Origin of the sequence: Ureibacillus thermosphaericus (assembly GCF_012396605.1) — a bacterium.
Taxonomy (GTDB): domain Bacteria; phylum Bacillota; class Bacilli; order Bacillales_A; family Planococcaceae; genus Ureibacillus; species Ureibacillus thermosphaericus.
This window is the reverse complement of record NZ_JAAXPW010000014.1, coordinates 12,717-35,924: the sequence shown is the minus strand read 5'-3', so window position 1 is coordinate 35,924 and position 23,208 is coordinate 12,717. Positions and strand designations below refer to the sequence as shown.

Sequence of the window (23,208 nt, the reverse complement as noted above, 5' to 3'; positions counted from 1 at the left end):
TCATAACCTACTTAGTGATAAGTAGCTGAACCGTCAGAAGTCAGCAGAGGTCATAGTATTAGTTGGTCTAGAACAACTAAGAAGGACCGAACAATTAAGAGAGAATAGCCCTTGGCATTCAGTGAGTCATGATGAAAACAGAAAACGTAGTACCTCACTTGAGGAAGGAAGCGGTGAATCCCGTGGGGGACCTCTTGGAGGGTGGAGTGACCACTGGCATAAAGAGAACAGCTATTCACGGAAGTTATAAAGACTTGCGTCAATCATCTTAATTGAACCGCCGTATACGGAACCGTACGTACGGTGGTGTGAGAGGACGGGAGTTAATCGCTCCCTCCTACTCGATTGAAATTATAAAAAATTTTCTTTGATAATACTTTGTACGGATGTCGAAATATAGAAAATACTATACAATAATACATAAATAAACAAATTTGGTGAATGTTTATGGATAATCCGAAAAAACAAATCATAATCAATGAAATCTTATTTTGGAAGCAAAATAAGTTATTACCAGAACATTACTGCGACTTTTTAATGACACTTTATACTGAAGGTGAAGACATTCAACTTCAAAATCATATTAGTATTAAAAAATCAATTAAAATGAAAGAAAAACGTAAAAAAACAACTATTTCTTTATTAATAATGGCGATAACAGCAGCACTCTTAATACTCCTTTTCCTTATGACAGCATATTTTTATATCGCTGCTTTCATAGTCGGAATAATAGCAATACTTTTTCTTGTATATTCATACAAATTTGCAAAGAAGCATGATTTGATTGCTCCCATTTTACAAGTAGCTGCGGCGCTATTAATTTTTGGAATTTCAGTAAAAGTTAGTTTAGTATATTTCGAAAATAATAATGTTGTACTTTATTCTTTATTAGTAGCTAATTGTTTTATGTGGACGATTACAGGTATTAAATTAAAACTATTATATTTCACAATTTCTGGTGTATTAGGATTCATTATCATTATTGCATATCAATTGTTTTTCCTATAATTCGATCGAAAAGTAGTTTTTCATTTCGTTTTTTAAATATAATTTTTTGTTGAAAGGAAATAATAAAGACAATTGATAGAAAAAATGATGAATATATAATTATTCAATCGGAAATTTATTCTTTGGCTAAATTGTGAAAAAATGTCGAAATTGTTACATTCCTTGTAAAAGTTATGGTTTAGGTCTTTTCGTTTTAAGAAATATGAAGTACAATAATTGTTGTTGACTATATTCTATATTTATAGCATTGATGATTCTACAAGGGAGGTAAAGACATGAAAAATAATCCGATCGTTCCTTATATCCTCATTATGGCATTCGGTATCGCACTTATCTTCTTTATGTCATTAGATGGAGTTGGAAAACAAGCTGAATTAGCTGAAGGTGAACATGGAACAACTGAAGAAGGTGCAGGAGGAGATGAAGCACTAGTTCAAGCTTGTATTGGTTGCCACGGCGGCGACTTAAAAGGTGGTATGGGACCTTCATTAGTTGGACTTGATGCAGATCATATCGTTGACGTTTTAGAAAACGGTATTGAAGGAACTCCAATGACTCCAGGTCTTAAAACTGGTGACGAAGCTCGCGCGATTGCTGAGTACATCAGTTCATTAGAATAAAAAAATAAATCCTTAGTTGCAAAAGGCGACTAAGGGTTTATTTTTTTATATAATGAGAGTTAGAATTTTACAATAAAGGCGGGTACTACATGAATGCACAAAATCTTTCCAAACGACTAGAAAAAGTTGCTTCTTTTGTGCCAAAAGGGGCAATTGTTGCAGATATTGGTTCAGATCATGCCTATCTACCATGTTACTTAGTCCATAAAGGAATCATACAAAAAGCTGTTGCAGGAGAAGTAGTGAAAGGACCCTATCAGTCAGCGTTAAAGAAAGTAAAAGAAGAAGGGTTAGAAAATCAAATTACTGTTCGACTTGCTGACGGATTAGAAGCAATTGAGAGCAGCGATCATGTTGATACAATCACGATTGCAGGAATGGGTGGTTCCTTAATCGTCTCTATTTTAGAAAAAAATCCTGAAAAACTCGAAACCGTTAATCGCCTCATCTTACAACCAAATATTCATGCACGCGTCATTCGACAATGGGCATTAGAAAACAAGTGGAAGATTATTGAAGAAGCTATAGTCGAGGAAGATCAAAAAATTTATGAAATCATCGTATTAGAACGAGGGAACATGGAATTGACTGAAGCAGAAATTTTGATGGGGAACATATTAATTCAAGAAAAATCAGAGGTATTTCTAAAAAAATGGTCGAATGAAGTAAACCATTGGAAAAAAGTACTTAAATCATTAGAATATGCGGAGCCGACTCCTGAAATCGTTGGAAAACGTCAAGAATTGCTTCATCAAATAGCACTAGTTGAGGAGGTAATCCATTGATGAAACAAGCTAATGGAAACGAAATCATTCAACTTTTTGAGAGCTGGTCACCGAAAAAACTTGCTTGTATGGAAAATGATCCGATTGGACTCGCAATAGGCACTTTAAATAAAGTAGTTACGAAAGTGCTTGTTACTCTTGATGTCAATCAAGAAGTTGCAGATGAAGCTATAGAGAAAGGGTGCCAATTAATTATTGCCCACCATCCACCTATTTTCCGGAAATTGTCGAATTTAAGAACAGATACACCGAGCGGAAGACTATATGAAAAGCTATTGAAAAATGATATTGCTGTTTATGCAGCTCATACGAATCTAGATGTTGCTGAAGGCGGCGTCAACGATTTGCTGGCTGATGCTTTACAATTACAAAATCGTGAAATTTTAGAAAAAACGTATTCAGAACATTTAATGAAGTTAGCAGTGTTTGTGCCTGATGAGCATGCGGATGAACTTCGATATGTCCTAGCAAAAGCAGGTGCCGGGAAGATAGGGAATTATGATTCTTGCAGTTATTCAACGGATGGAAAAGGGCGTTTTCGTCCATTAGAAGGTGCTAATCCATATATCGGTGATGTTGGAGAGATCGAAGTAACCGATGAAGAAAAAATAGAAGTAGTATTTCCAACATCAATGAAAAACCGAATATTAAAAGCAATGTTAAATGCACATCCATATGAAGAACCAGCATATGATCTTTATACTCTAGCTCAAGAAACGAATGAATACGGTATTGGACGCATCGGAATTTTGAAGGAACCTATGAGTTTGCGACAATTTGCTGATTATGTAAAAAAAAGACTACAAGTTCCAATGGTTCGTATAGTAGGGAATGAAAACAGTACAGTTTCAAAAGTTGCTGTACTTGGAGGAGATGGAAATAAATATATCCATATTGCAAAAAGAGCTGGTGCGGATGTATTTGTAACAGGAGACATGTATTTCCATGTTGCTCAAGAAGCACAAGCGATAGGACTAAATATTGTGGACCCCGGCCATCATGTTGAAAAAGTGATGATAAAAGGCGTTAAAGAAAAAATGACAAGCCTGTGTAAGGAGAATAAGCTTGATGTAGAATTTATTGAATCAGAAGTAAATACAGAACCATTTATTTTTATATAGGAAATTAAAAGTTACGTGAGCGAATGAGAAAACAATTTGTTTTTCATTCGCTCAATTTTTTATTTGAGTACAGAAAACAGGCGAGAAAAATTCGTATACGAAAGGTCCGATAATAGTCAAATATGTGACAATAATTGCCAATCTCCAATGGATAATAGTCACACTTGTGAACATAATAGCCAAATGGATAAAAAGAACTTTTGAAAAATAAGATAATAGTCAAATTCGTTACAATAATAGCCAATCATGAAAAATAATAGTCATTCCTGTCATTTTAATAGCCAATCTAAAAAAAATAACCTCTGAAAAGTAAGATAATAGCCAAAACTTAACAGTTATTAGTCAAACTACTAAATATAATAGTCAAATTTTGAAAATTAATTGCCAAATTCTAAGACATGAATTTTACCAACTTTTCAGCATAGCCTACTACCTGTTGCTGTACCTTTCAAAATGCATTTGCATATGATAGCTTTTAGAAAGCTTACGTCATTTGGAATAAACAGAAAGGAGATTTCTATGCGTCCACATCACTTTCCAAACCAAATGCCTCCAGGAAGACCTAATTTTTATGCACCAAGACCTCCTCAATACGGCTTTAGACCCGGACCATATCCGCCACCAATGCCACCTGGTTTTCAACCACCAAAAGGAACAGCGAGATTGGACTCCATTTTAGAAACAGCTAATCGATTTTTAGCGACAGCACAAAGTTTCCAACCTTATATCCAACAAGCAGCGCCGATGCTTCGGAATTTGCCTGCACTATGGAAATTATATAAAGGGTTTCAAGGGCTTCCAACTCAAACTCAAGGGAAACAATCAAATGAGGAAGGAAAAAGACAAATATCACCGTCAAATCATTCAAGACAAGAAAGAAGAAATGAAAGAAATCTAAGACAAGAAGAAATTAGTAGACCGTCAATTCCAAAAATCTATCAACCGCCGTTCGATCATTTTGAATAGAAACTTTGTAATAACACCATAGCTCCGTTATAATAAAGTTATGTACCAACAAAAGGAGTTGTCATGATGGAAGTCATTAAAATAAATCCTCGAGGCTATTGCTATGGTGTAGTTGATGCAATGGTTATTGCAAGAAATGCTTCATTAGATAAATCATTGCCAAGACCAATCTACATTTTAGGAATGATTGTTCATAATAAACATGTAACGGATGCTTTTGAAAAAGAGGGGATTATCACTCTTGACGGAAGCAATCGAAAAGAAATCATTGAAAAAGTGGATAAAGGGACTGTTATTTTCACTGCTCATGGAGTATCACCTGAAATAAGAGAAATTGCGAAAAGAAAAGGACTTGTAGCAATTGACGCTACATGCCCAGACGTAACAGTCACTCATGAATTAATCCGTGAAAAGTCTAAGCAAGGATATGACATTATTTATATAGGGAAAAAGAATCACCCAGAGCCTGAAGGAGCAATTGGAGTTGCACCGAACCACGTTCATTTAGTTGAAAATAAACTAGATATTGACAATCTAAATTTACAAAATGATAAATTGCTAGTAACAAATCAAACAACTATGAGCCAATGGGATGTTAAGGATTTAATGGATTACATTAAAGAAAAATATCCCCATGTGGAAGAGCATAAAGAGATTTGCATGGCTACTCAAGTACGACAAGAAGCGGTAGCAAATCAAGCAGGAGAAGCGGATTTACTTATTGTAGTAGGAGATCCTCGTTCCAACAACTCAAATCGTTTAACTCAAGTTTCTGAAGAAATTGCAGGTACCCCAGCCTACCGCATTGCTGATATATCAGAGTTAAAAATCGAGTGGTTGATGGATATTGAAAAAGTTGCTGTTACAGCAGGTGCTTCGACACCAACTCCTATTGTGAAGGAAGTCATATCATTTTTAGAGAAGTTTGATAAAAATGATCCATCTACTCATGAAATAAAGCGTACTGTGACACTGGATAAAATACTTCCAAAAATTAAAGAACCAAAACCTGTTAACGTTATTCTTCCTAACGAGTAAAAGGGGCTGTTCAGAAAGTCGAACACTTTCTGAACAGTCTTACTTCTTATAGTAAACTTCTCTTAAAAACTTTGCTCCTGCGGTGGTCACATCAAACGTGCCTCCTCGTCGCAATTTATCTGCGGCTAAGCTTGTGCGACAGCCGCAAATTATCTGCGGCTAAGCTTGTGCGACAGCCGCAAATTATCTGCGGCGAAAGCGATAGCGACAGCCGCAATTTATCTGCGGCGAAAGCGATAGCGACAGCCGCAAAGGGGGCGTCTCAAAATAACTTTTCAGACTTCCCCTTTTTCATTTTATCGCTAGTTTTATAAGCCGAAGGGGAAAAATGAATAATCTATCATATAATAATTATCGTTTAAGTAGAATGTTAAGAATTATGTAAGATTTAAGTGAAATGAGTGCGAATAATTGAAAGTTTACTTAACTTTTTATACAGGATTGACAATTTGTATGTGTGAAAGATTGCAGTATATAGTATTTGACTTTCCATCTTTCATTTCAATTAATCGTCCCTCTACATGATTGATTTTTCCAATATGAGAAAAATCTTTGCCTAAATTTAAAATAACCAGTTGACCTTTTAATTCGGCAATTTGATCAGCAAATTGCTTTTTTAATGTTGGAAGCTTAATTTTCGATAAGGATAAGAATTCGGTTTCACTGATGCCGTAAGGAAGGTCATTTTTAATATGAGGTATTATCCATTTTAAATGTTTATTTGGAATGTACATAGTGTTATAAATGGGTGACTGAAATACAAAATAGTCATCCATTACAGACGTAATGACGCCATGTAGTGCTTCATTTCTTGTCACCATTAATTCTACGTGCAGTCCTTTTGCCATGGAAAGAATATTGAATAACGTCAAATCTTGATTGACTTTTGTAATAAATTGCGGTATTTCTGAAGGGGATTGAATATTATTTTCATTATCAATATCCCTTTCCAAAGTATATATATGGTCAGTTGGCAAATATACAAATTGATTATTTACGTGGATCACGAAAATTTCATCACTTGAATCAATTAAGGAGCCGTTAAATATTTTCCCGCCCATGATTTCAATGAAAACAACTTCATTATTTAAATGATGCATATGGTGCCCCTCCTATCTATTTACAATCAAGAACAAAAGTATTACTTTATGATATTTTTTTATTATTATTAATATTCCATTTTAATTAAACAATCGGTACATATTTCAACAATGAAAAAATTATGTATTATTATTTGCTTCCATTTGTTAGACAAAAAGTTTAATTGTTCCTATTTAATAATCGCTGTTGAAAGCATGATGAACGAAAGTTGTTTATTGTTCTTTAGAAAGCGTATTTGGTACAATAATATTCATGTTAGGAGGTACGAAAAATGTCGAACTTTACAGATTTTCAATTCAAACCATTTATTATGGATGCTATTCAAAAGCTCGGCTTTAAAGAACCAACTCCCATCCAAAAAGAGATGATTCCGTTAATATTGCAAGGGAAGAGTGCGATTGGACAAGCCCATACAGGGACAGGCAAAACCCATGCGTTTTTATTACCGATCGTTCAAAGAATAGATGTAGAGAATACAGAAGTCCAAGCAGTAATTACTTCACCAACAAGGGAATTAGCAACTCAAATTTTTGAACATCTAAAGCAATTAATAGAAGGCACTGAAATTTCCGCAAAATTATTAATTGGGGGTACGGACAAGCAGCGAACAATTGAAAAATTAAAAAATCAACCGCAAATTGTTGTAGGAACACCAGGGCGAATTCATGATTTAGTAAAGGAAAATGTTTTACTAGTTCACAAAGCATCTATTTTAGTAGTAGATGAAGCGGATTTAGCCTTCGATATGGGATTCATTGAAGAAATAGATGGATTTGCAGCTCGAATGCCTGAAGATTTAGAAATGTATGTGTTCTCTGCTACAATCCCTGTTAAATTGCAACCATTCCTCAAAAAATATATGGAATCCCCAGTACACATTCAAATGAACGATCGAAAACCGGTGGCGGAAGGAATCGAATTTTTCCTTGTACCGATTCGCTCTAAATCTCGTACGACTCGACTACTAGAAGTTTGTGAGGCGATTAATCCATTTTTATGTGTTATTTTCTGCAATACGCGAAAAACTGCTGAGGAAGTTGCAGACTTTTTAGCGGAAAATGGCATACGTACAGGACAAATACATGGTGATTTAACGCCTAGAGAGCGTAAAAAGATGATGAAGCAAATTCGAGATTTAGAGTATCAATATATCGTAGCGACAGATTTAGCTGCTCGAGGTATTGATATACAGGGTGTTTCTCATGTTATTAATTATGAAATACCTGAGGATTTAGAATTTTTCATCCATCGTGTAGGTAGAACAGCGCGTGCTGGACTTCAAGGAACAGCGATTACCTTATATGGACCGGACGATGAAAATGATTTAGCCCGAATTGAAAAAATGGGTATTCCATTCCAACAGAAAGATGTTAAAAACGGCGAATGGATTGAGTTAAAAGAACGGCACGCTCGAAAAAAACGAGTGAAACAGGAAAATGAGTTAGACCAACTCGCTAAAGCATTAGTGCGCAAACCGAAAAAAGTAAAGCCGGGCTATAAAAAGGCAATGAAAATGCAAATAGAAAAGATTAAGAAGAGAGAAAGAAGAAAAAGAAATCGCTAGAAGTGAGGGGAAGAGAATGTTAATTGGATCGCACGTATCCATGAGCGGCAAGAAGATGTTACTTGCTGCTAGTGAGGAAGCTGTATCATATGGATCCACGACCTTTATGATTTATACGGGGGCACCCCAAAACACAAGAAGAAAAGCTATTGAAGATTTAAATATTGAAGCTGGATTAAAGCATATGAAAGAACACGGTATCTCAAATATTGTTGTCCACGCACCGTACATCATTAACATTGCAAATACTGTAAAACCTGAAGTGTTTGCTTTAGGGGTGGAATTTTTGCAAAAAGAAATTGAGCGCACAGAAGCGATCGGTGCAACACAAATTGTTTTACATCCGGGTTCCCATGTAGGAGCAGGGGAAGAAAAGGGGATTAAAAAAATTATTGAAGGATTAAATGAAGTGTTGTCAGTCGATTCTCCTGTTCAAATTGCATTAGAAACAATGGCTGGAAAAGGATCAGAATGTGGCAAAAACTTTGAAGAAATTGCGATGATTATCGACGGGGTTACGAATAATGAGCGACTCTCCGTATGTTTTGATACATGCCATACTCATGATGCAGGCTATAATATTGTAGAAGATTTTGATGGTGTTCTAGAACAATTCGATAAAATCATTGGTCTAGACCGCATTAAAGTGGTTCATATAAATGATAGTAAAAATGAGAGAGGGGCAAGAAAAGACCGCCACGAAAATATTGGATTTGGCCATATCGGCTTTGATGTATTAAATTACATAGTACATCACGAAGCATTTAAAGAAATCCCAAAAATACTTGAAACACCTTGGGTAGGTACAGATTCAAAAAATAAAAAGCCACCATATAAAGAAGAAATTGAAATGTTTAAAACAAGTACATTTCAACCGGAATGGATTGAAGCATTACGCAACTAGGGACTGAAATAAGTCCCTTTTTTAATGAAGGAAATTTTAAGTGAAAGTGACGATAAAAGAAGGCGTATACGAGCATAATAGAATGTAAAAGAATGGTTCAAGGTGGCTGCCATGATGAAAAAACAGTGTGTATTATGTATTGTTATCGTGTTTTTCTTTTTCCAATATCTTCATCCAAGTCAAGCGATGTCACTCCATGAAAAAATAACACACCATTTAGGTACAAAGGATATCAGCGTGTCCATTCGCGATCTAGAAACTGGACAGCTATTATATACGAAAAATGGGGATATTGGAATGAAACCCGCGTCCACATTAAAATTGCTTACTTCAGCTAGTGCATTACATGTATTGGGACAACAGCATCAATTTGCAACAGAAGTTTATATTGATGGGAAAGTAAACAACGGGGAACTTCAAGGTAATCTTTATGTAAAAGGAAAAGGTGATCCTACTTTTCAAAAGAAACATTTTTTACAAATTGCAGATATATTAAAGTTGTTAGGCATTTATTCGGTAAGAGGCAATTTATATGGCGATGATTTTTATTTTAATGGTGAAGCACTCTCTCCTGGCGTTTCAAAAGAAGATGAAAGTTTTTATTACGCATCAAGAATAAGCGCATTAACGATGTCACCGGATGGAGATTACGATGCAGGAACGCTCATTGTTCATGTAATCCCTACTTCCATTGGAAATAAACCAATCATACAAACGGAACCGAATGATAGTGGGATGATTTTATTGAACTACGCAATGACGGTTCCTTCGAATAACAAAAATACTATCGAAATCATTCGTAAATATCATTCAAATGAGGTAGTAATTTCAGGAAATATTCCGTTAGGGGCATCTCATAAAGATTGGGTGACATTATATGACCCAACGCTCAACACGCTCGAGGCTCTCAAAATCACGTTGGAGGAAGAAGGGATTGCATTTTATGAAACATCTGTTGTTCGAAAATCTGTACCTAAAAATGCAACGTTGATTTATAGAAAACAATCCCCCCCTCTGAAATATATCAACCATACATTCTTGAAATTAAGCAATAATAGCATTGCGGATATTTTAGTAAAGACAATGGGACAAAAAGTATATGGAAATGGAAATTTTGAAAATGGATTAAAGGTCATTCAACAATATGGCAAAGATTTAGGATTAAAAATGGAACAGTGGAAGTTTGAAGATGGTTCAGGAATTTCACATTATAACCGTACAACTGCTAATGAGTTAACGAACTTATTAGTAAAAGTTCAAGAAGAACCTTTTTTCCCGATCTTTTTTAGCAGTTTGCCTGTGGGAGGAGACACGAATCGACAAATCGGGGGATCGTTAAGAGAAAGATATTTAGGTGAACATTTGAAAAATCGAGTATTTGCCAAAACTGGCCACATTACTGGTGTATATACGTTAGCAGGATATGTAAAGGCTAATAGTGGGAAAATGTATGCATTTGCAATCATGACGCAATATCAAACAACTAACAAAATAAAAGACATTGACAAAGTTGTGGAATCGATTATTGAACAATACTAAACAAACATTTAAGAAAAAATAGGCTGTCTAGGAAGGAAAAACTTTCTAAACAGCCTACATTCGTTCACGATTGCCATTAGTATCTTTTTTGAACTAACTCATCGTTTTTTAAGTGCTTCTTGAGGGAAATTTAATTTCTTAAATCATCAAGCATTTTTTTATATTTTTTATACTTCTTAGAACCTAAAATCTGCTCGGCTTGTTTTAACACATTCTCAGGAATGCCTGTAATAAGCCAGGTGATGTTTGCTTGTTGGGCTAGTGGACGAAGCTGTTGGATTTCCTCAATCGTTAAATCCACACCATATTGTTTCGCCAATTTCCGAATTTCTTTATCGGATTTCGAAATTAGGGATTCCCAAAATTCAATCGCATTCATAACATCATCCTTTCCGTTCATCAAGCAAGAAACCTTTACAAAGAAAATTAAATCCCTTATACTAACAAAATGTAAATCGTAATGATTATGAATTAGAAAGAAGAGAAATGATGAAAAAAACTTTTGTGGAATTACAGAATGTTTCATTTAAATATAATTCGAGACTTGTATTAGATGATATTTCTTTTAATGTGAATGAAGGGGATTTTTTAGCGATTGTCGGACCGAATGGTTCTGGTAAATCTACTTTACTGAAAATCATTTTAGGATTATTGAAACCTAAAGGTGAAATAAAACTTTTTGGTGAACCATTCACTTCATTCCAACACCGTGAATGGATTGGATATGTTTCGCAAAAATCAAATGCCTTCAATTCTGCCTTTCCTGCAACGGTGAAAGAAGTTGTGCAAAGCGGATTAACGAAAAAAGTTGGTTTATTTAAAAAACTCCCAAAAGATACGATTAAAAGAGTAAATGATGCGTTAAGCGCTGTAGGAATGGATAAATTTATCAATCGTAATATCGGAGAATTATCCGGTGGCCAACAACAAAGAGTATTCATTGCTAGAGCATTAATTTCTGAACCAAAATTACTCGTATTAGATGAACCAACTGTTGGAATTGATATGAAAAACGTACAATCATTTTATGATATGTTAGGTGAATTAAATAAGAAACATAATTTAACCATTATTTTAGTGACGCACGACATTGAAACACCCTCCAATCAAATCAGCCATGTTGCTTTTTTAAATGGGAGAATTCTATTTTACGGAGACATCGAACAATACAATCAAATTTCAAAAGAACAAATTTATAAGTGGTACGGTCATTCCGTACGGGCGATGTAAGGAGAGAGGGCTATGATCGAAGCATTACTCAACTATGAATTTTTACAAAATGCCTTCATCTCTGGAATTATAATTGGTTTCATAGCTCCATTACTTGGAGTATTTATAGTTGTTCGTAGAATGTCTTTAATTGCCGACGCACTGTCCCACGTAACATTAGCCGGAATCACAGGAGGGTTATTTTTAAGTCAAAATATCGCTGCTTTCTTTTTTATTCATCCTATTTATTTTGGAATTGCGGCTAGTGTACTTGGTTCCATTTTGATTGAACGGTTAAGGGCTATATATAAACATTATGAGGAATTAGCCATTCCAATCATTATGTCTTGTGGAATTGGATTAAGTGCTATATTTATTTCTTTAGCAAAAGGTTTTAGTACCGATGTGATGGGGTATCTTTTTGGTACTGTTTCTGCTGTTTCAAGGCAAGATTTATTTGTTGTGATTACGATTGCGATTATTGTAATCCTATTTTTAGCTTTATTTTTTAAAGAGTTATTTGTCTTATCCTTTGATGAAGAATATGCGAATGCATCAGGGCTTCCATCAAAAATGATTCACCTATTATTTATGCTCGTTGTTGCATTGACGATTGCTGCTAGTATGAGGATTGTAGGAATATTGCTCGTTTCATCATTAATTACGTTGCCAGTTGCCAGCGCCATGCGATTGTCGAAAGGCTTTAAGGCGACGATAATATATTCTGTTTTATTTGGCGAATTAGCGGTTATTATTGGTTTAATATTGGCGTTTTACTTAAATCTTGCACCAGGTGGAACAATTGTCATAACATCGATCATCATTTTAGTGGTAGTAATCTTATTCAAGAAATGGTTTAAATTTGATTAGAAGGGAGTCACAGCTGTGAATCGGACACGAGCGTGGGAAATATTAAAAGCCCATGGATATAAAAAAACAGATAAACGTGAGCTAATATTATCAATGTTTGAGGAAACAGATAAGTATTTAACAGCTCGCGATTTATTGGAAGTATTAAAAAAAGACTATCCTGGAATGAGTTATGATACCATTTATCGTAATCTAGCAACATTTGTTGAATTAGGTATATTAGAAGAAACGGAATTCAATGGAGAGAGAAATTTCCGAATGCATTGCGAAATCGATCATCATCACCATCATTTTATATGCATGGAATGCGGAAATGTGAAGGAAGTTTCGTTATGTCCAATAGAAAAGTTGGAAGCAATGCTTCCTGGATATACAATCGAATCCCATAAATTTGAAATCTATGGGAAATGTCCACAATGTAACGGATAATGTTTAAGCTTGAAAGGCGATACTGTCACTCCAGAAAAAAATATTTTTTATGGTAATACACCGAAATGATTTGAGAAGGAAGTTTTAGTTGAAAAAGTATAAAGAGAAAAGCAAATTGAAACGAGGGAAAAGAATTGAAGCGTATTTGGTTCTTAACTGTATTATTAATCGTGATACTAGCAGGCTGTGGCAACAATAAAGAAAATGGAACTTCACAGGAAACAGATCTACATAAATCCGATTATTTATATACAGTTGTTGATGACCGGGGAGTAGAAATTGCTTTCGAACAAGTACCTGAAACGGTCGTATCATTACAGCCGAGCAATACAGAAATTTTATATGAATTAGGTGTTGGTGATAAAGTTATCGGTGTTACAGAGTATGATAAGTGGCCAGAAGAAGTACAACATGTTGAAAAAGTTTCCGATATTACGACTGTCAATGTGGAGAGAGTAGTTGAGTTAAATCCTGATGTCATATTTGCTTATATCACTGGTGGAGAGGAACAATTGGAACAATTAGAAAGCATTGGTTTGAAAGTATTTGTAATCAAGCCAGCAAACTCCATTGATGATGTATATGGAGACATTCAGCAAATTGCTCAAGTCATGGGTGTTGAAGAAAAAGGGAATGAATTAGTAGAAAAAATAAAGGAACAGTTTGCAGTAATTAAAGAAAAAACAGCTTCAATTGAACAGAAAAAGAAAGTATATTTTGAAATTGCACCAGCTCCTGATATTTGGTCTATCGGATCAGGTACGTTTCAACAGGAGTTAATAGAAGCAGCGGGTGTTGAAAATATATATGCGGATCAACAAGGATGGTTCTCAGTTTCTGAGGAAGATATTATTAATCGAAATCCAGAAGCTATTATTACAACGGTCAATTTTTCTGATGATCCAACTGGAGAAATTAAATCTCGAAAAGGCTGGGAATCTGTACTTGCTGTTTTAAATAATGAAGTATATGTATTAAACCCAGATATTTTGGATAGACCAGGTCCACGAATTGCAGAAGCAACAGAAATAATTGCTCGGGCTATTTACCCAGAATTATTTGAAGATTAAAAGGCAGGGCTTTATCCCAATTTGTGCAAAAACGAGCGAATGGAGAAATTGTTTCCAATTCGCTCGTTTACTTTTTTAGGGCATAGCCTTTATAATTTAATTCACACTTTCCATCGGAGTTTTTTTCTTTTTTGATAAGAAGAAAGATAGAAGAAGTCCGACAAAAGCAAAAATGAGTGCCACTAGAAATGCGAGTTTAATTCCTTGAAAGATTTCATCGCTATTTGCTATCTGTTGCGATTTACCCAAACTCATCACCGAAACCAAGAGTGCAGTGAAAATTGAAGCACCAACTGTTCGAATGGTATTATGCATGGCTGTTCCATGGGCAATTAATGATTGTGGCAATGCATTAATTCCAGCAGTCATTAATGGCATCATTAGTAATGACATGCCAAGCATTTGAATGGAAAATATGACAGTAATGACGATAACGGATGTATCTTGGTTGATGAAGGTATATAAAATGGCCGAAAGAACCGTAAATCCAAAACCGACGATGGATAATCCTTTTGCCCCGAATCTGTCAAATAATTTCCCTGAAATTGGCGACATTGCTCCAGTGATAATCGCCCCCGGAAGAAGCATTGCCCCCGAAGTAAGTGCAGAACCTTGTTGAACATTTTGCACATAAATCGGTAAGATTGTTTCAATACTGATTAACAACCCAAATACAACAATTGATAGGATTGTGGTGAGTGTAAATTCTTTTGACTGAAACACGCTAAAATTCAACATAGGCTGCTTTAACTTAAACTGTCTTCGAATGAAGAATACTAAAGCTAATGCTCCAATTATTAGAGATGAGATGACATTTAAACTACCCCATCCATACGTACCTACTAAACTCGATGCGTAAAGTATACCTCCCCATCCAATGGAAGATAATATGACGGACAATATGTCGAGCTTTCTTTCCTTTTGTTCCGTCACATTTTTCATTAAAAAGATTGCTAATACCAGGACCACTAGTGTAAATGGCAAGACTGTATAAAATAATGATCTCCATGAAAAGTGATCAATGATCCACCCTGCAAGAGTTGGTCCAATGGCTGGAGCAAAACCTATCACTAAACCGCTCATCCCCATTGCAGTACCTCGTCTTTCCACGGGGAAAATTGAAAAAATGACTGTTTGCATTAATGGCATTAACATCCCCGCACCAATCGCTTGCACGATGCGAGCAACAATCAATAGCCAAAAGTGTGGTGTAATAGCACCGAGAAGTGTACCTAGTCCAAAAATACTAATGGCGGTAATTAGTAAAGATTTACTACTAAATTTTTCGATTAAGAATGCAGTAATAGGAATCATAATTCCGTTTGCTAACATAAATCCCGTTGTCACCCATTGAGCTTCGGTTGGGCTGATTGAGAATTCATTCATAATAGACGGTAAAGCAACAATTAACAATGTTTGATTAAGTAAAGAAACAAAGGATGCTGCAAGTAAAATGCTGACAATTAAACTACGATTATATGAAACATGATTCATAGTATCCAAAGCGGTAATACTCCTTTTAATGAAAGGGATTTTGTAATAAGAAAAGCTTAAAATATGTTGGTAAAGAAATCAAGCAAAGAAAGAATTGAACAATAACTAAGTGGATGAAGAAAAGATGTATGTTATTTCTATTTTGAGCCATAATAACAGCAAATGATGAAAGAATAGGAAGGTGATTCAGATTGTCACCGTACTTTAAGAAAAGCAATCATTATGTAGACAGAACCCCAATATTTCCAGAAAGTCATATTGTCAATAAATACAAAGACAAACAAATCACAAATCGTCTTGAAGAAAATGTACAAATTTTTAAAGAAATATTTCAAAAAGATATGGATTTCTCTGTTCGGACATTTAAATTATTTCACGAAACACAATCTACAATTATTTATCTTAATTCATTAGCCAATAAAGACATCATTAATAACGATGTTATTAAACCCCTTCAAGATCATGAGATGGATGAAGAAAAAAATATAATTTTACCCCAATATATTATTGAGAATATACTCTTTTTTAATGATGTGAAAGCGATTAAAGACATACCGAAAATTATCAGCGCCATTGTTCAAGGAAAAGCGATTGTCTTTATTGATGGTATTCAAGAAGCATTGGAAATCGATGCAATTGAAAAAGAAAAAAGAAGTATAGAGGAGCCGGATACGGAGCGGGTTGTACGAGGACCGAGAGATGGATTTATTGAACAATTGCCTATCAATGTTGCATTGCTTCGATATCGCCTTCCCATTCCTGAATTCCGTGTAGAAGAAACGGAAGTTGGTACTCGTACAAAAACAAAACTCGCTGTCTGTTATATTGAGGATGTTGTAAATCCCACATTAGTGACAGAAGTTAAGAAGAGAATTGATGCAATTAAAATTGATGGGGTTTTAGATTCAGGTTATGTTGAACAGTTTCTCGAGGATAATCCAACATCTCCTTTCCCTCAGCTCATCAATACAGAAAGACCGAATAAAGTGGTTGGGAATCTTCTGGAAGGTCGCATTGCTGTATTAATGGATGGCAGTCCATCTGCATTAATTGCGCCTGCAACTTTTAATCAGTTTTATCATACAACGGAAGATTATAATGAGCATTGGATTATCTCTTCATTTGTACGATTTTTCCGAATCATAGCACTTGTTTTTTCATTGACCTTTTCTTCTTTATACGTAACCGTCATTTCTTTCCATCCGGAATTGATTCCTGCAAAGTATGTTGTGGCAGCAACTAGCGGTCGACACAGTATTCCATTCCCGATTGTTATTGAAGTATTTTTAATGGAATTGGCGATGGAAGTGTTGAGAGAAGCAAGTGTTCGAATGCCGCAACAAGTAGGTGGAGCCTTATCGATTGTCGGGGTACTAGTTGTTGGTCAGGCTGCTGTCCAAGCGGGATTTGTTAGTCCAATTACTGTGGTTATTATTGGGATGTCCACGATTGGGTCCTTTGCTGTTCCATCTTATAATGCAGCCAATACTTTCCGCATGTTACGATTTTTGCTAATCATTTTAGCAGGTACTCTAGGTTTATTAGGACTTGCGGCAGGGCTTATGATTGTCGTGAATCATATGCTTTCTTTGCGCTCCTTTGGTGTTCCATATATGGATCCATATGCACCATTAAATTTAAAAGCTTTAAAAGATAGCATTATTCGAGCTCCATTCCATAAATTAAAAAGACGTCCATCCAACATTCATCCAAAGAATCCAGTTCGTGTGGGAGTAACGGAAAAGGATTATACGAATTACAATTTCCTTGATGAAGAAGAAAGGGAAAAATTATGAAACATACAGATTCCATCAGTTCGATTCAATTAGCTGTCATAATTGCAAGTACAATCATCGGTGTATCTTTATTGGTATTACCTCGATTCATTGCTGCTGAAGTAGGAGAAGCAGCCATACTTGCAAGTATCGTAGGAATACTCATCTCGTTAATTAGTGTGATTGCTATTACCCTATTAGCAAGGAAGTTTCGAGAACATACAATCTTTGGATGTAATCAACTATTGTTAGGAAAATATTTTGGAAATTTATTTAATTACATGATTGTCATTGTGTTTATTGTCATTATGGGTCTTGAAGTAAGACAGTTTGCGGAAGTATTAGCAACTGGGCTTTTGCCCAATACACCCATTGAAATTTCCATTTTTATTATGATTATAATTTGTGCTTTAGTCGGTTATAGCAATGTTTCTACCTTCGCCTATATTCACTTTTTTTATTTACCATTTTTATTAATTCCAATGTTTTTCTTTTTGTTTGCCCTAGAAGATATTGAAACATATCATTTACTGCCGATTTTAGGCCATAATTTATCGGTGAAACAGTTTTTGTCTGGGGCCATCATCATGACGCAGGTCATAACGAATTATTTTGTTATTGCCATGTTAATACCGTATATAAAGGATTACGAAAATTGTGTTAAACATGGAATTTGGGGGTTCTTTTTAGGAGCATTAGCCATTCTTTATTGCATTGTGGTTTCTCTAGGGGTATTTGGTGCTAAGGAATTACAAGAAATGTATTGGCCCATTTTATCCCTTAGTCGAATTATCCAAATACCCGGAGAAGTTTTATCACGAATCGACGCCATTATTTTAATTACTTGGATTTTTGCTGTATTTACGACATTGCTTTCATATTACTTCGTGATTGTACGTGGCACTGCAGAGTTATTTCGTACAGATAAATATAGTTTCATTACAGTGCTCATGATTCCGGTAATTTTTGTTTTTGCGTTAATTCCAAATAATGTTTATGAAATATATGAATATGCTTCAAAAATTACTTATGTTAGTCTATTTCTATTTATTATACTCCCAGTTTGTTTATTAGTCATTGGCCATTTTCGAAAAAGGACGGGAGTGCAATGAAAAGGTTTCAATTAAAATTCGCTTTTGTTTTGATTGCTGTCTTTTTGTTAAGTGGTTGTTGGGATCGTTATGAACTTGAAGAAAGGGCAAATATTTTAGCTTTATCGATTGATATTGCTGAAGAAGGTGAAGACATTGAAATGCCTGAAGTCACCCATTCGAAAGGAGAGTTTCCAGCAGAGGAAAAAATCATTTATAAAGTGGCAGCCCAATTAGCAGTACCAGGAAAAATTATGCTTGGACCCGGAGGAGGAGATACAAATTCCGCAGAGACTGATTGGCTGTTAGTAACATATGGATATTCAATGAAGGATGTATTATCCAATTTACAACAAGAACTTGCAGAAAAAATTTATTTAGGACATATTCAATTGATTGTTGTCAGTGACAAAATAGCAAAAAAAGGTCTTGAAGATATTATGGATTTTTTAAAAAGAGATTATGAAGTAAGAAGAACTGCGTGGATTATGATTACGGAAGGGGAAGCACAAGAAATATTAAATGCCACTCCACCCGTTCAAACCGTTCCTTCTTTATATTTATCTGGTACGTTAAAAGATGCTGTGATGTTCGGAAAGTTACCGAAAGAGTATTTAGGGAAAGTATGGATTGATTTTTCTGATGTAGGTGTGGATGCGATCATTCCTCTTGTAAAGCCGATGGGAGATCATATTTTGGTTGATGGACTCGTTTATTTTAAAGATTATCAAATGGTTGGTACGTTGACGCCAACGGAAACAGGAGCTATTTTAGCGATGCAGGGAATAAATCCTGCTGGTTATTCTAATGTAATTGTACCTGGTGATAAAAAAGGGGTTTATCTTGTAAAGCCATTCAAAAGAATATCAAAAATCTCAGTAGAAATTCAAGACGGAAAACCGAAAGTATTGATCGATGTCAAAATAGAAGGTTTTGTTGAAGAACAACTTTATACGAATGATTTAAGTAAAGAAAAATTGCAAGAACTTGAAAAATCAGCCTCTGAGTTGGGTGAGAAAGCCTTATCTAGTCTAATGAAAAGATTGCAGCAAGATGAATCAGATATACTTGGAATTGGTGCAAGGGTGCGTGCATTTTATCCAAAATATTGGAATGAAAACGTGAAAACAGAAGATGATTGGCGAGAAATTTATAAAGACTTAGATATTCAAATTAAAATGGATTATAAGATTCTACGTGTCGGAATGGAATGGAAATGATAAATAAAATATATTTTTCGCAGGCTGTCCATAAAATGATATACTCATTTTGGACAGCTCTATTTTTTGGGAAAATATATTAGAGGAGGGGAGAGAATGGGAAAAATCATTTTTATTACAGGCGGGGTTCGAAGTGGTAAAAGTTCCTTTGCAGAAAGTGTGGCTGTAAAGTTTTTCGAACAAAACCAAAAAGGCCTTTATTATTTAGCTTCCGGTGTCCCCTTCGATGAAGAAATGAAAAGAAGAATTGTTCGCCATCAAAAGGATCGAGAACGCTCGAAAAAGCCATGGTATACAATAGACGTAATTGATGAGTTGCCTGTACAAAGTTTTCATGAGAATGACATTGTATTATGGGATTGTATAACAACTTGGCTGAACAATATTTTATACAAGACGGAACATTTAAAAGAAGATCGATTACATAAAATACATCAATGGATAAATCAGTTTCAACAGGCAATAACGCAATGGAAAGAAAATGGTGTTATCATCTTAATTGTTTCAAATGAAGTGCTTGATGAAGTACCATCTTCATTCCAAGAAGTCCAACTATATCGAAAACTCCTCGGAACTCTTCATCAATGGATTGTCTCAATTTGTGATGAAGCATATGAGTTGGATTATGGTATTTGCGTACGCAGAAAATAGGCGGTGTTTTTGTGAAAAATATTATTGCAGGGTTATTATTATCTCTTCAATTTTTTACTTCTTTCCCCATTCGTAAGACACTTCCAATGAATAATAAAACTGTTACAGCTATGTTTGGCACAATGCCTTTCATTAGCTTCTTTATGGGGGTAATCGTTGTACTTGTCATTCTACTGAATGATGTTTATTTTCATTTTACTACACTTTTCTTAGCAATAATCATTGTCATTATCAATATTATGATGACGGGTGGGTTGCATCTCGATGGTTGGATCGATTTAAGCGATGCTTATTTTTCTTATAGAGATAAAGAAAAACGACTAGAAATATTAAGCGATTCCCGTATTGGAGCTTTTGGTGCTATCAATCTAGTGCTCATTGTTCTACTGAAAATCGGCATATTTTATGAGTATTTACATCAGCGTCCAACAAACTTTTATTTATTTTTTATCATCTTACCTGTCTTATGTCGATTAGCAATATTGATTTATTTCAATCTGTCAGTAAATGTGAAGGAATCTGGATTGGCAGCCTACTTTAAAAAACATGTGAAGGCAAAATCGTTATGGATTTATATTGCGTGTTATATATTCATTATCCTCATAACAGGTTTTGTGTTAAATGAATATAAACTATTTGTTTTAACATTTAGCATGTTTGTGATGACTTGGATTTATCGGCATTGGACATATCGCCATTTTGGCGGAATGACGGGAGACTTGCTAGGTGCTTTATATGAAGGGATGGAATTGGCATTATGGGGAATGCTGTTACTGTTCATTTAATTCGGCATGAAAAAACGAAAGCGAATTTAGAGCGAAAATATATTGGATGGACGAATGAATCGATATACATACAAACAGCAAATTGTCAAGTACCGATTCATACTAAGGATGTATTTGGCAGTGACTTAAAGCGCTGCATAGAAACAGCGCAACTTTATTTCCCCGAGGCAAAATACCATCCTTTTTTTCAATTAAGGGAATTACATTTTGGAGATTTTGAAATGAAAACTTATGATGAATTAAAAGATAATCCAGCGTATCGGCAGTGGATTGATTCACCAGAGAAAGCTGCGCCACCAAATGGTGAATCTTTTGTTTCGTTTAAAGAACGGATTTTAAATTGTTTTCATCAAATCGTGAGCTGTGGTGGAGAATATGTGTTTGTCGTCCACGGTGGTGTCATTCGTGTTATCCTATCGAAATTTCAAAAAGAGAAAAGTTTTCAAGATGTTATTGCACAGCATCGGATGATTTATACCCTATGTTGGGACGATATTGAATCTTTGAAAGGGGGAAGAGAATGCAATCAGTTATTGGAGGCGCCTATAATGGTAAACGAAAATTTGTAAGTAACATGTTAAAAGAAATAGGTGCGAATCGCTGTTATTTTTATGAAGGCGAAATACCGGAAGGCCCTTTTACAAAAGATGAATACGTTATTATAGGTAGTTTTGAAAAAATGATTTTGCTCGTCCCGGATTTATCGGAAGATGAAATCGTATCACAAATAATGGGGAAATTAATGAATTTAGATTATAAGACAAACCTAATTTGTATTTGTACGGATATCGGACGTGGAATAGTGCCGCTTTCAAAAGAGGATCGTCATTTGAGAGATACTTGTGGTAGATTGTATCAACAACTTTTTGAGAAAAGTGAGAAAGTCATTCGCGTTTGGTATGGTATTCCTGAGATATTAAAAGAGGAAAATTAACCAACCGTTCTTAAGTTCTACGTATCGAGTGAATGATTTTAGTAGATACTGTATCATTTACCAAATAAGCTTGTAATTAACAATACTACATGTTACAATGAAACACGAAAACACAATATATAGCATTTCGTTTATTAGGTTCTACTATATATAGTAGATTAAAAGGGAAGTCAGTGAAAATCTGACGCTGTCCCCGCAACTGTAATTGCTGACGAAAAGTTCAAATCCACTGTACAAATTTGTATGGGAAGGGAACTTGGAGGATGAAGCATAAGCCAGGAGACCTGCCTAATAAACGTGAATTGCTCATTTCTTCGGGGGCTAGGAAATGGAAGCAAGACGGTCCATTTCCTAGTACCTGACTGTTTCCATTTCAAAGCCATACCGAAAAAGGTATGGCTTTTTTATTTTCATAAAAGAATGGTAGAAAGGGAGAAGGAAATGAAATTATATTCAAAAAAAGTTTGCCCAAAATGTTTGTTGATGAAATACGAATTAAATCAACTTGGTTATGAAGGGAAATATGAAGAAATTTTGATTGATCACAATGAAGAAGCGAAAGAAAAATTATTGAATGCTGGATTCCTTTCTGTCCCTGTAATCGAAATCGATGGAGAGCTAATGGATAACATAGAAAATATAAAAAAATTCATTAGCAGGATCACAGTATGATTGCTTATGCTTCTCGAACGGGCAACGTGCGTTTTATCGTTCATCAATTAGAATTACCCCACATTGAAATTCGCGATGATCTTATTTTGAATGAACCCTTCTTATTGTTCACCTATACCGATGGATTAGGCGAAGTACCACAAATTGTGGAAAGGTTTTTACAACATAATGTTCGTTTCTGTAAGGGTGTTATTGCAAGTGGGAACTCGAATTTCGGCCATGCTTATTTTTGCCGTTCTGCTCATTTGATTAACGAAAGGTACGGAATTCCCATTGTTCAAAAGATAGAATTACGCGGATTTCAGAAAAATTATGATGCCATAATTGATTATTATAACAGAGTAATTCAAAAGGAGATTTAG

The 23,208-nt window shown here is 35.1% G+C and carries 25 protein-coding genes and 1 riboswitch; of the genes, 22 read left to right on the top strand and 3 right to left on the bottom strand.

Features of this window, described 5'->3' with window-relative positions:
- Positions 1-447: 447 nt before the first annotated feature.
- The 6 genes from HF990_RS07470 (at position 448) to HF990_RS07445 (ending at position 5,538) form a co-directional block, all read left to right on the top strand.
- On the top strand, positions 448-1,008 hold the full coding sequence (locus HF990_RS07470; protein ID WP_168412321.1) for a hypothetical protein: 561 nt from the start codon (positions 448-450) through the stop codon (positions 1,006-1,008).
- 275 nt (positions 1,009-1,283) lie between these two features.
- Positions 1,284-1,628: a c-type cytochrome gene (locus HF990_RS07465; protein ID WP_016839008.1), complete on the top strand. Its 345-nt coding sequence runs from the start codon at positions 1,284-1,286 to the stop codon at positions 1,626-1,628.
- A gap of 89 nt (positions 1,629-1,717) precedes the next feature.
- Positions 1,718-2,413 (top strand): tRNA (adenine(22)-N(1))-methyltransferase, encoded by a 696-nt coding sequence (locus HF990_RS07460; protein ID WP_168412320.1) that lies wholly within the window; start codon positions 1,718-1,720, stop codon positions 2,411-2,413.
- Complete coding sequence (locus tag HF990_RS07455; RefSeq protein WP_168412337.1) at positions 2,413-3,534, top strand: Nif3-like dinuclear metal center hexameric protein; 1,122 nt, start codon at positions 2,413-2,415, stop codon at positions 3,532-3,534. The genes HF990_RS07460 and HF990_RS07455 overlap by 1 nt, the downstream gene beginning before the upstream one ends.
- 519 nt (positions 3,535-4,053) lie before the next feature.
- Complete coding sequence (gene vrrA, locus HF990_RS07450) at positions 4,054-4,500, top strand: VrrA/YqfQ family protein (RefSeq protein ID WP_016839005.1); 447 nt, start codon at positions 4,054-4,056, stop codon at positions 4,498-4,500.
- Between the two features lie 66 nt (positions 4,501-4,566).
- Positions 4,567-5,538: a 4-hydroxy-3-methylbut-2-enyl diphosphate reductase gene (locus tag HF990_RS07445; protein WP_168412319.1), complete on the top strand. Its 972-nt coding sequence runs from the start codon at positions 4,567-4,569 to the stop codon at positions 5,536-5,538.
- A 431-nt stretch (positions 5,539-5,969) separates the two neighbouring features.
- Here the strand turns inward: HF990_RS07445 and HF990_RS07440 are convergent, their stop codons facing one another.
- Positions 5,970-6,638, bottom strand: coding sequence for a DUF2642 domain-containing protein (locus HF990_RS07440; protein WP_168412318.1), 669 nt, complete (start codon positions 6,636-6,638; stop codon positions 5,970-5,972).
- 272 nt (positions 6,639-6,910) lie between these two features.
- Between HF990_RS07440 and HF990_RS07435 the strand changes: the two genes are divergently transcribed.
- The 3 genes from HF990_RS07435 to dacB all read left to right on the top strand — a co-directional run bounded on the left by HF990_RS07435 (position 6,911) and on the right by dacB (position 10,646).
- Entirely contained in the window at positions 6,911-8,203 is a 1,293-nt protein-coding gene (locus HF990_RS07435) for a DEAD/DEAH box helicase (protein WP_168412317.1), read from the top strand.
- A 16-nt stretch (positions 8,204-8,219) separates the two neighbouring features.
- Positions 8,220-9,107 carry a deoxyribonuclease IV gene (locus HF990_RS07430; RefSeq protein ID WP_016839001.1) on the top strand — a complete coding sequence of 296 codons (888 nt, stop codon included), beginning with the start codon at positions 8,220-8,222 and terminating at the stop codon, positions 9,105-9,107.
- A 111-nt stretch (positions 9,108-9,218) separates the two neighbouring features.
- The gene (dacB, locus tag HF990_RS07425) at positions 9,219-10,646 is read left to right on the top strand and encodes a D-alanyl-D-alanine carboxypeptidase/D-alanyl-D-alanine endopeptidase (protein WP_083839543.1); all 1,428 of its coding nucleotides are present in this window, start codon (positions 9,219-9,221) and stop codon (positions 10,644-10,646) included.
- 130 nt (positions 10,647-10,776) lie between these two features.
- Here the strand turns inward: dacB and HF990_RS07420 are convergent, their stop codons facing one another.
- Positions 10,777-11,046 (bottom strand): DUF2624 family protein, encoded by a 270-nt coding sequence (locus HF990_RS07420; protein WP_016838999.1) that lies wholly within the window; start codon positions 11,044-11,046, stop codon positions 10,777-10,779.
- A gap of 89 nt (positions 11,047-11,135) precedes the next feature.
- Here HF990_RS07420 and HF990_RS07415 point away from each other — a divergent pair, with 89 nt between their 5' ends.
- The 4 genes from HF990_RS07415 (at position 11,136) to HF990_RS07400 (ending at position 14,224) form a co-directional block, all read left to right on the top strand.
- Positions 11,136-11,876, top strand: coding sequence for a metal ABC transporter ATP-binding protein (locus HF990_RS07415; RefSeq protein ID WP_016838998.1), 741 nt, complete (start codon positions 11,136-11,138; stop codon positions 11,874-11,876).
- 12 nt (positions 11,877-11,888) lie between these two features.
- Positions 11,889-12,725, top strand: a complete 837-nt coding sequence (locus HF990_RS07410) for a metal ABC transporter permease (RefSeq protein ID WP_096551186.1) — start codon at positions 11,889-11,891, stop codon at positions 12,723-12,725.
- A 15-nt stretch (positions 12,726-12,740) separates the two neighbouring features.
- On the top strand, positions 12,741-13,154 hold the full coding sequence (locus HF990_RS07405; RefSeq protein ID WP_016838996.1) for a Fur family transcriptional regulator: 414 nt from the start codon (positions 12,741-12,743) through the stop codon (positions 13,152-13,154).
- A gap of 134 nt (positions 13,155-13,288) precedes the next feature.
- On the top strand, positions 13,289-14,224 hold the full coding sequence (locus HF990_RS07400; protein ID WP_016838995.1) for an ABC transporter substrate-binding protein: 936 nt from the start codon (positions 13,289-13,291) through the stop codon (positions 14,222-14,224).
- A gap of 96 nt (positions 14,225-14,320) precedes the next feature.
- Here the strand turns inward: HF990_RS07400 and HF990_RS07395 are convergent, their stop codons facing one another.
- Positions 14,321-15,718 (bottom strand): MDR family MFS transporter, encoded by a 1,398-nt coding sequence (locus tag HF990_RS07395; RefSeq protein ID WP_168412336.1) that lies wholly within the window; start codon positions 15,716-15,718, stop codon positions 14,321-14,323.
- Between the two features lie 191 nt (positions 15,719-15,909).
- On the opposite strand from HF990_RS07395, the gene HF990_RS07390 reads away from it, so the two are divergent.
- The 9 genes from HF990_RS07390 to nrdI all read left to right on the top strand — a co-directional run bounded on the left by HF990_RS07390 (position 15,910) and on the right by nrdI (position 23,208).
- A complete protein-coding gene (locus HF990_RS07390) occupies positions 15,910-17,514 on the top strand; it encodes a spore germination protein (protein ID WP_168412316.1) in 1,605 nt (534 codons plus the stop codon).
- Positions 17,511-18,605: a GerAB/ArcD/ProY family transporter gene (locus HF990_RS07385; protein ID WP_168412315.1), complete on the top strand. Its 1,095-nt coding sequence runs from the start codon at positions 17,511-17,513 to the stop codon at positions 18,603-18,605. The genes HF990_RS07390 and HF990_RS07385 overlap by 4 nt, the downstream gene beginning before the upstream one ends.
- Positions 18,602-19,804 (top strand): Ger(x)C family spore germination protein, encoded by a 1,203-nt coding sequence (locus tag HF990_RS07380; RefSeq protein WP_168412314.1) that lies wholly within the window; start codon positions 18,602-18,604, stop codon positions 19,802-19,804. The genes HF990_RS07385 and HF990_RS07380 overlap by 4 nt, the downstream gene beginning before the upstream one ends.
- A gap of 96 nt (positions 19,805-19,900) precedes the next feature.
- The gene (locus tag HF990_RS07375; RefSeq protein WP_016838990.1) at positions 19,901-20,455 is read left to right on the top strand and encodes a bifunctional adenosylcobinamide kinase/adenosylcobinamide-phosphate guanylyltransferase; all 555 of its coding nucleotides are present in this window, start codon (positions 19,901-19,903) and stop codon (positions 20,453-20,455) included.
- An 11-nt stretch (positions 20,456-20,466) separates the two neighbouring features.
- On the top strand, positions 20,467-21,240 hold the full coding sequence (gene cobS, locus HF990_RS07370) for an adenosylcobinamide-GDP ribazoletransferase (protein WP_016838989.1): 774 nt from the start codon (positions 20,467-20,469) through the stop codon (positions 21,238-21,240).
- Positions 21,213-21,809: a histidine phosphatase family protein gene (locus HF990_RS07365; RefSeq protein WP_016838988.1), complete on the top strand. Its 597-nt coding sequence runs from the start codon at positions 21,213-21,215 to the stop codon at positions 21,807-21,809. Before cobS ends, HF990_RS07365 begins: the two co-directional genes overlap by 28 nt.
- The gene (locus HF990_RS07360; RefSeq protein ID WP_016838987.1) at positions 21,761-22,174 is read left to right on the top strand and encodes a bifunctional adenosylcobinamide kinase/adenosylcobinamide-phosphate guanylyltransferase; all 414 of its coding nucleotides are present in this window, start codon (positions 21,761-21,763) and stop codon (positions 22,172-22,174) included. The genes HF990_RS07365 and HF990_RS07360 overlap by 49 nt, the downstream gene beginning before the upstream one ends.
- Positions 22,175-22,293: 119 nt before the next feature.
- A riboswitch (cobalamin riboswitch) is annotated at positions 22,294-22,480 on the top strand.
- Positions 22,481-22,615: 135 nt separating this feature from the next.
- Positions 22,616-22,846 (top strand): glutaredoxin family protein, encoded by a 231-nt coding sequence (locus tag HF990_RS07355; RefSeq protein ID WP_016838986.1) that lies wholly within the window; start codon positions 22,616-22,618, stop codon positions 22,844-22,846.
- Complete coding sequence (gene nrdI, locus HF990_RS07350; RefSeq protein ID WP_168412313.1) at positions 22,843-23,208, top strand: class Ib ribonucleoside-diphosphate reductase assembly flavoprotein NrdI; 366 nt, start codon at positions 22,843-22,845, stop codon at positions 23,206-23,208. The genes HF990_RS07355 and nrdI overlap by 4 nt, the downstream gene beginning before the upstream one ends.

Bases quoted from the DNA above. Each gene is read 5' to 3' on its own strand.
- HF990_RS07470 (WP_168412321.1), top strand. From the start codon at position 448: ATGGATAATCCGAAAAAACAAATCATAATCAATGAAATCTTATTTTGG.
- HF990_RS07465 (WP_016839008.1), top strand. From the start codon at position 1,284: ATGAAAAATAATCCGATCGTTCCTTATATCCTCATTATGGCATTCGGT.
- HF990_RS07460 (WP_168412320.1), top strand. From the start codon at position 1,718: ATGAATGCACAAAATCTTTCCAAACGACTAGAAAAAGTTGCTTCTTTT.
- HF990_RS07455 (WP_168412337.1), top strand. From the start codon at position 2,413: ATGAAACAAGCTAATGGAAACGAAATCATTCAACTTTTTGAGAGCTGG.
- vrrA (WP_016839005.1), top strand. From the start codon at position 4,054: ATGCGTCCACATCACTTTCCAAACCAAATGCCTCCAGGAAGACCTAAT.
- HF990_RS07445 (WP_168412319.1), top strand. From the start codon at position 4,567: ATGGAAGTCATTAAAATAAATCCTCGAGGCTATTGCTATGGTGTAGTT.
- HF990_RS07440 (WP_168412318.1), bottom strand. From the start codon at position 6,638: ATGCATCATTTAAATAATGAAGTTGTTTTCATTGAAATCATGGGCGGG.
- HF990_RS07435 (WP_168412317.1), top strand. From the start codon at position 6,911: ATGTCGAACTTTACAGATTTTCAATTCAAACCATTTATTATGGATGCT.
- HF990_RS07430 (WP_016839001.1), top strand. From the start codon at position 8,220: ATGTTAATTGGATCGCACGTATCCATGAGCGGCAAGAAGATGTTACTT.
- dacB (WP_083839543.1), top strand. From the start codon at position 9,219: ATGATGAAAAAACAGTGTGTATTATGTATTGTTATCGTGTTTTTCTTT.
- HF990_RS07420 (WP_016838999.1), bottom strand. From the start codon at position 11,046: ATGAACGGAAAGGATGATGTTATGAATGCGATTGAATTTTGGGAATCC.
- HF990_RS07415 (WP_016838998.1), top strand. From the start codon at position 11,136: ATGAAAAAAACTTTTGTGGAATTACAGAATGTTTCATTTAAATATAAT.
- HF990_RS07410 (WP_096551186.1), top strand. From the start codon at position 11,889: ATGATCGAAGCATTACTCAACTATGAATTTTTACAAAATGCCTTCATC.
- HF990_RS07395 (WP_168412336.1), bottom strand. From the start codon at position 15,718: ATGAATCATGTTTCATATAATCGTAGTTTAATTGTCAGCATTTTACTT.
- HF990_RS07385 (WP_168412315.1), top strand. From the start codon at position 17,511: ATGAAACATACAGATTCCATCAGTTCGATTCAATTAGCTGTCATAATT.
- HF990_RS07380 (WP_168412314.1), top strand. From the start codon at position 18,602: ATGAAAAGGTTTCAATTAAAATTCGCTTTTGTTTTGATTGCTGTCTTT.
- HF990_RS07375 (WP_016838990.1), top strand. From the start codon at position 19,901: ATGGGAAAAATCATTTTTATTACAGGCGGGGTTCGAAGTGGTAAAAGT.
- HF990_RS07365 (WP_016838988.1), top strand. From the start codon at position 21,213: ATGGGGAATGCTGTTACTGTTCATTTAATTCGGCATGAAAAAACGAAA.
- HF990_RS07360 (WP_016838987.1), top strand. From the start codon at position 21,761: ATGCAATCAGTTATTGGAGGCGCCTATAATGGTAAACGAAAATTTGTA.
- HF990_RS07355 (WP_016838986.1), top strand. From the start codon at position 22,616: ATGAAATTATATTCAAAAAAAGTTTGCCCAAAATGTTTGTTGATGAAA.
- nrdI (WP_168412313.1), top strand. From the start codon at position 22,843: ATGATTGCTTATGCTTCTCGAACGGGCAACGTGCGTTTTATCGTTCAT.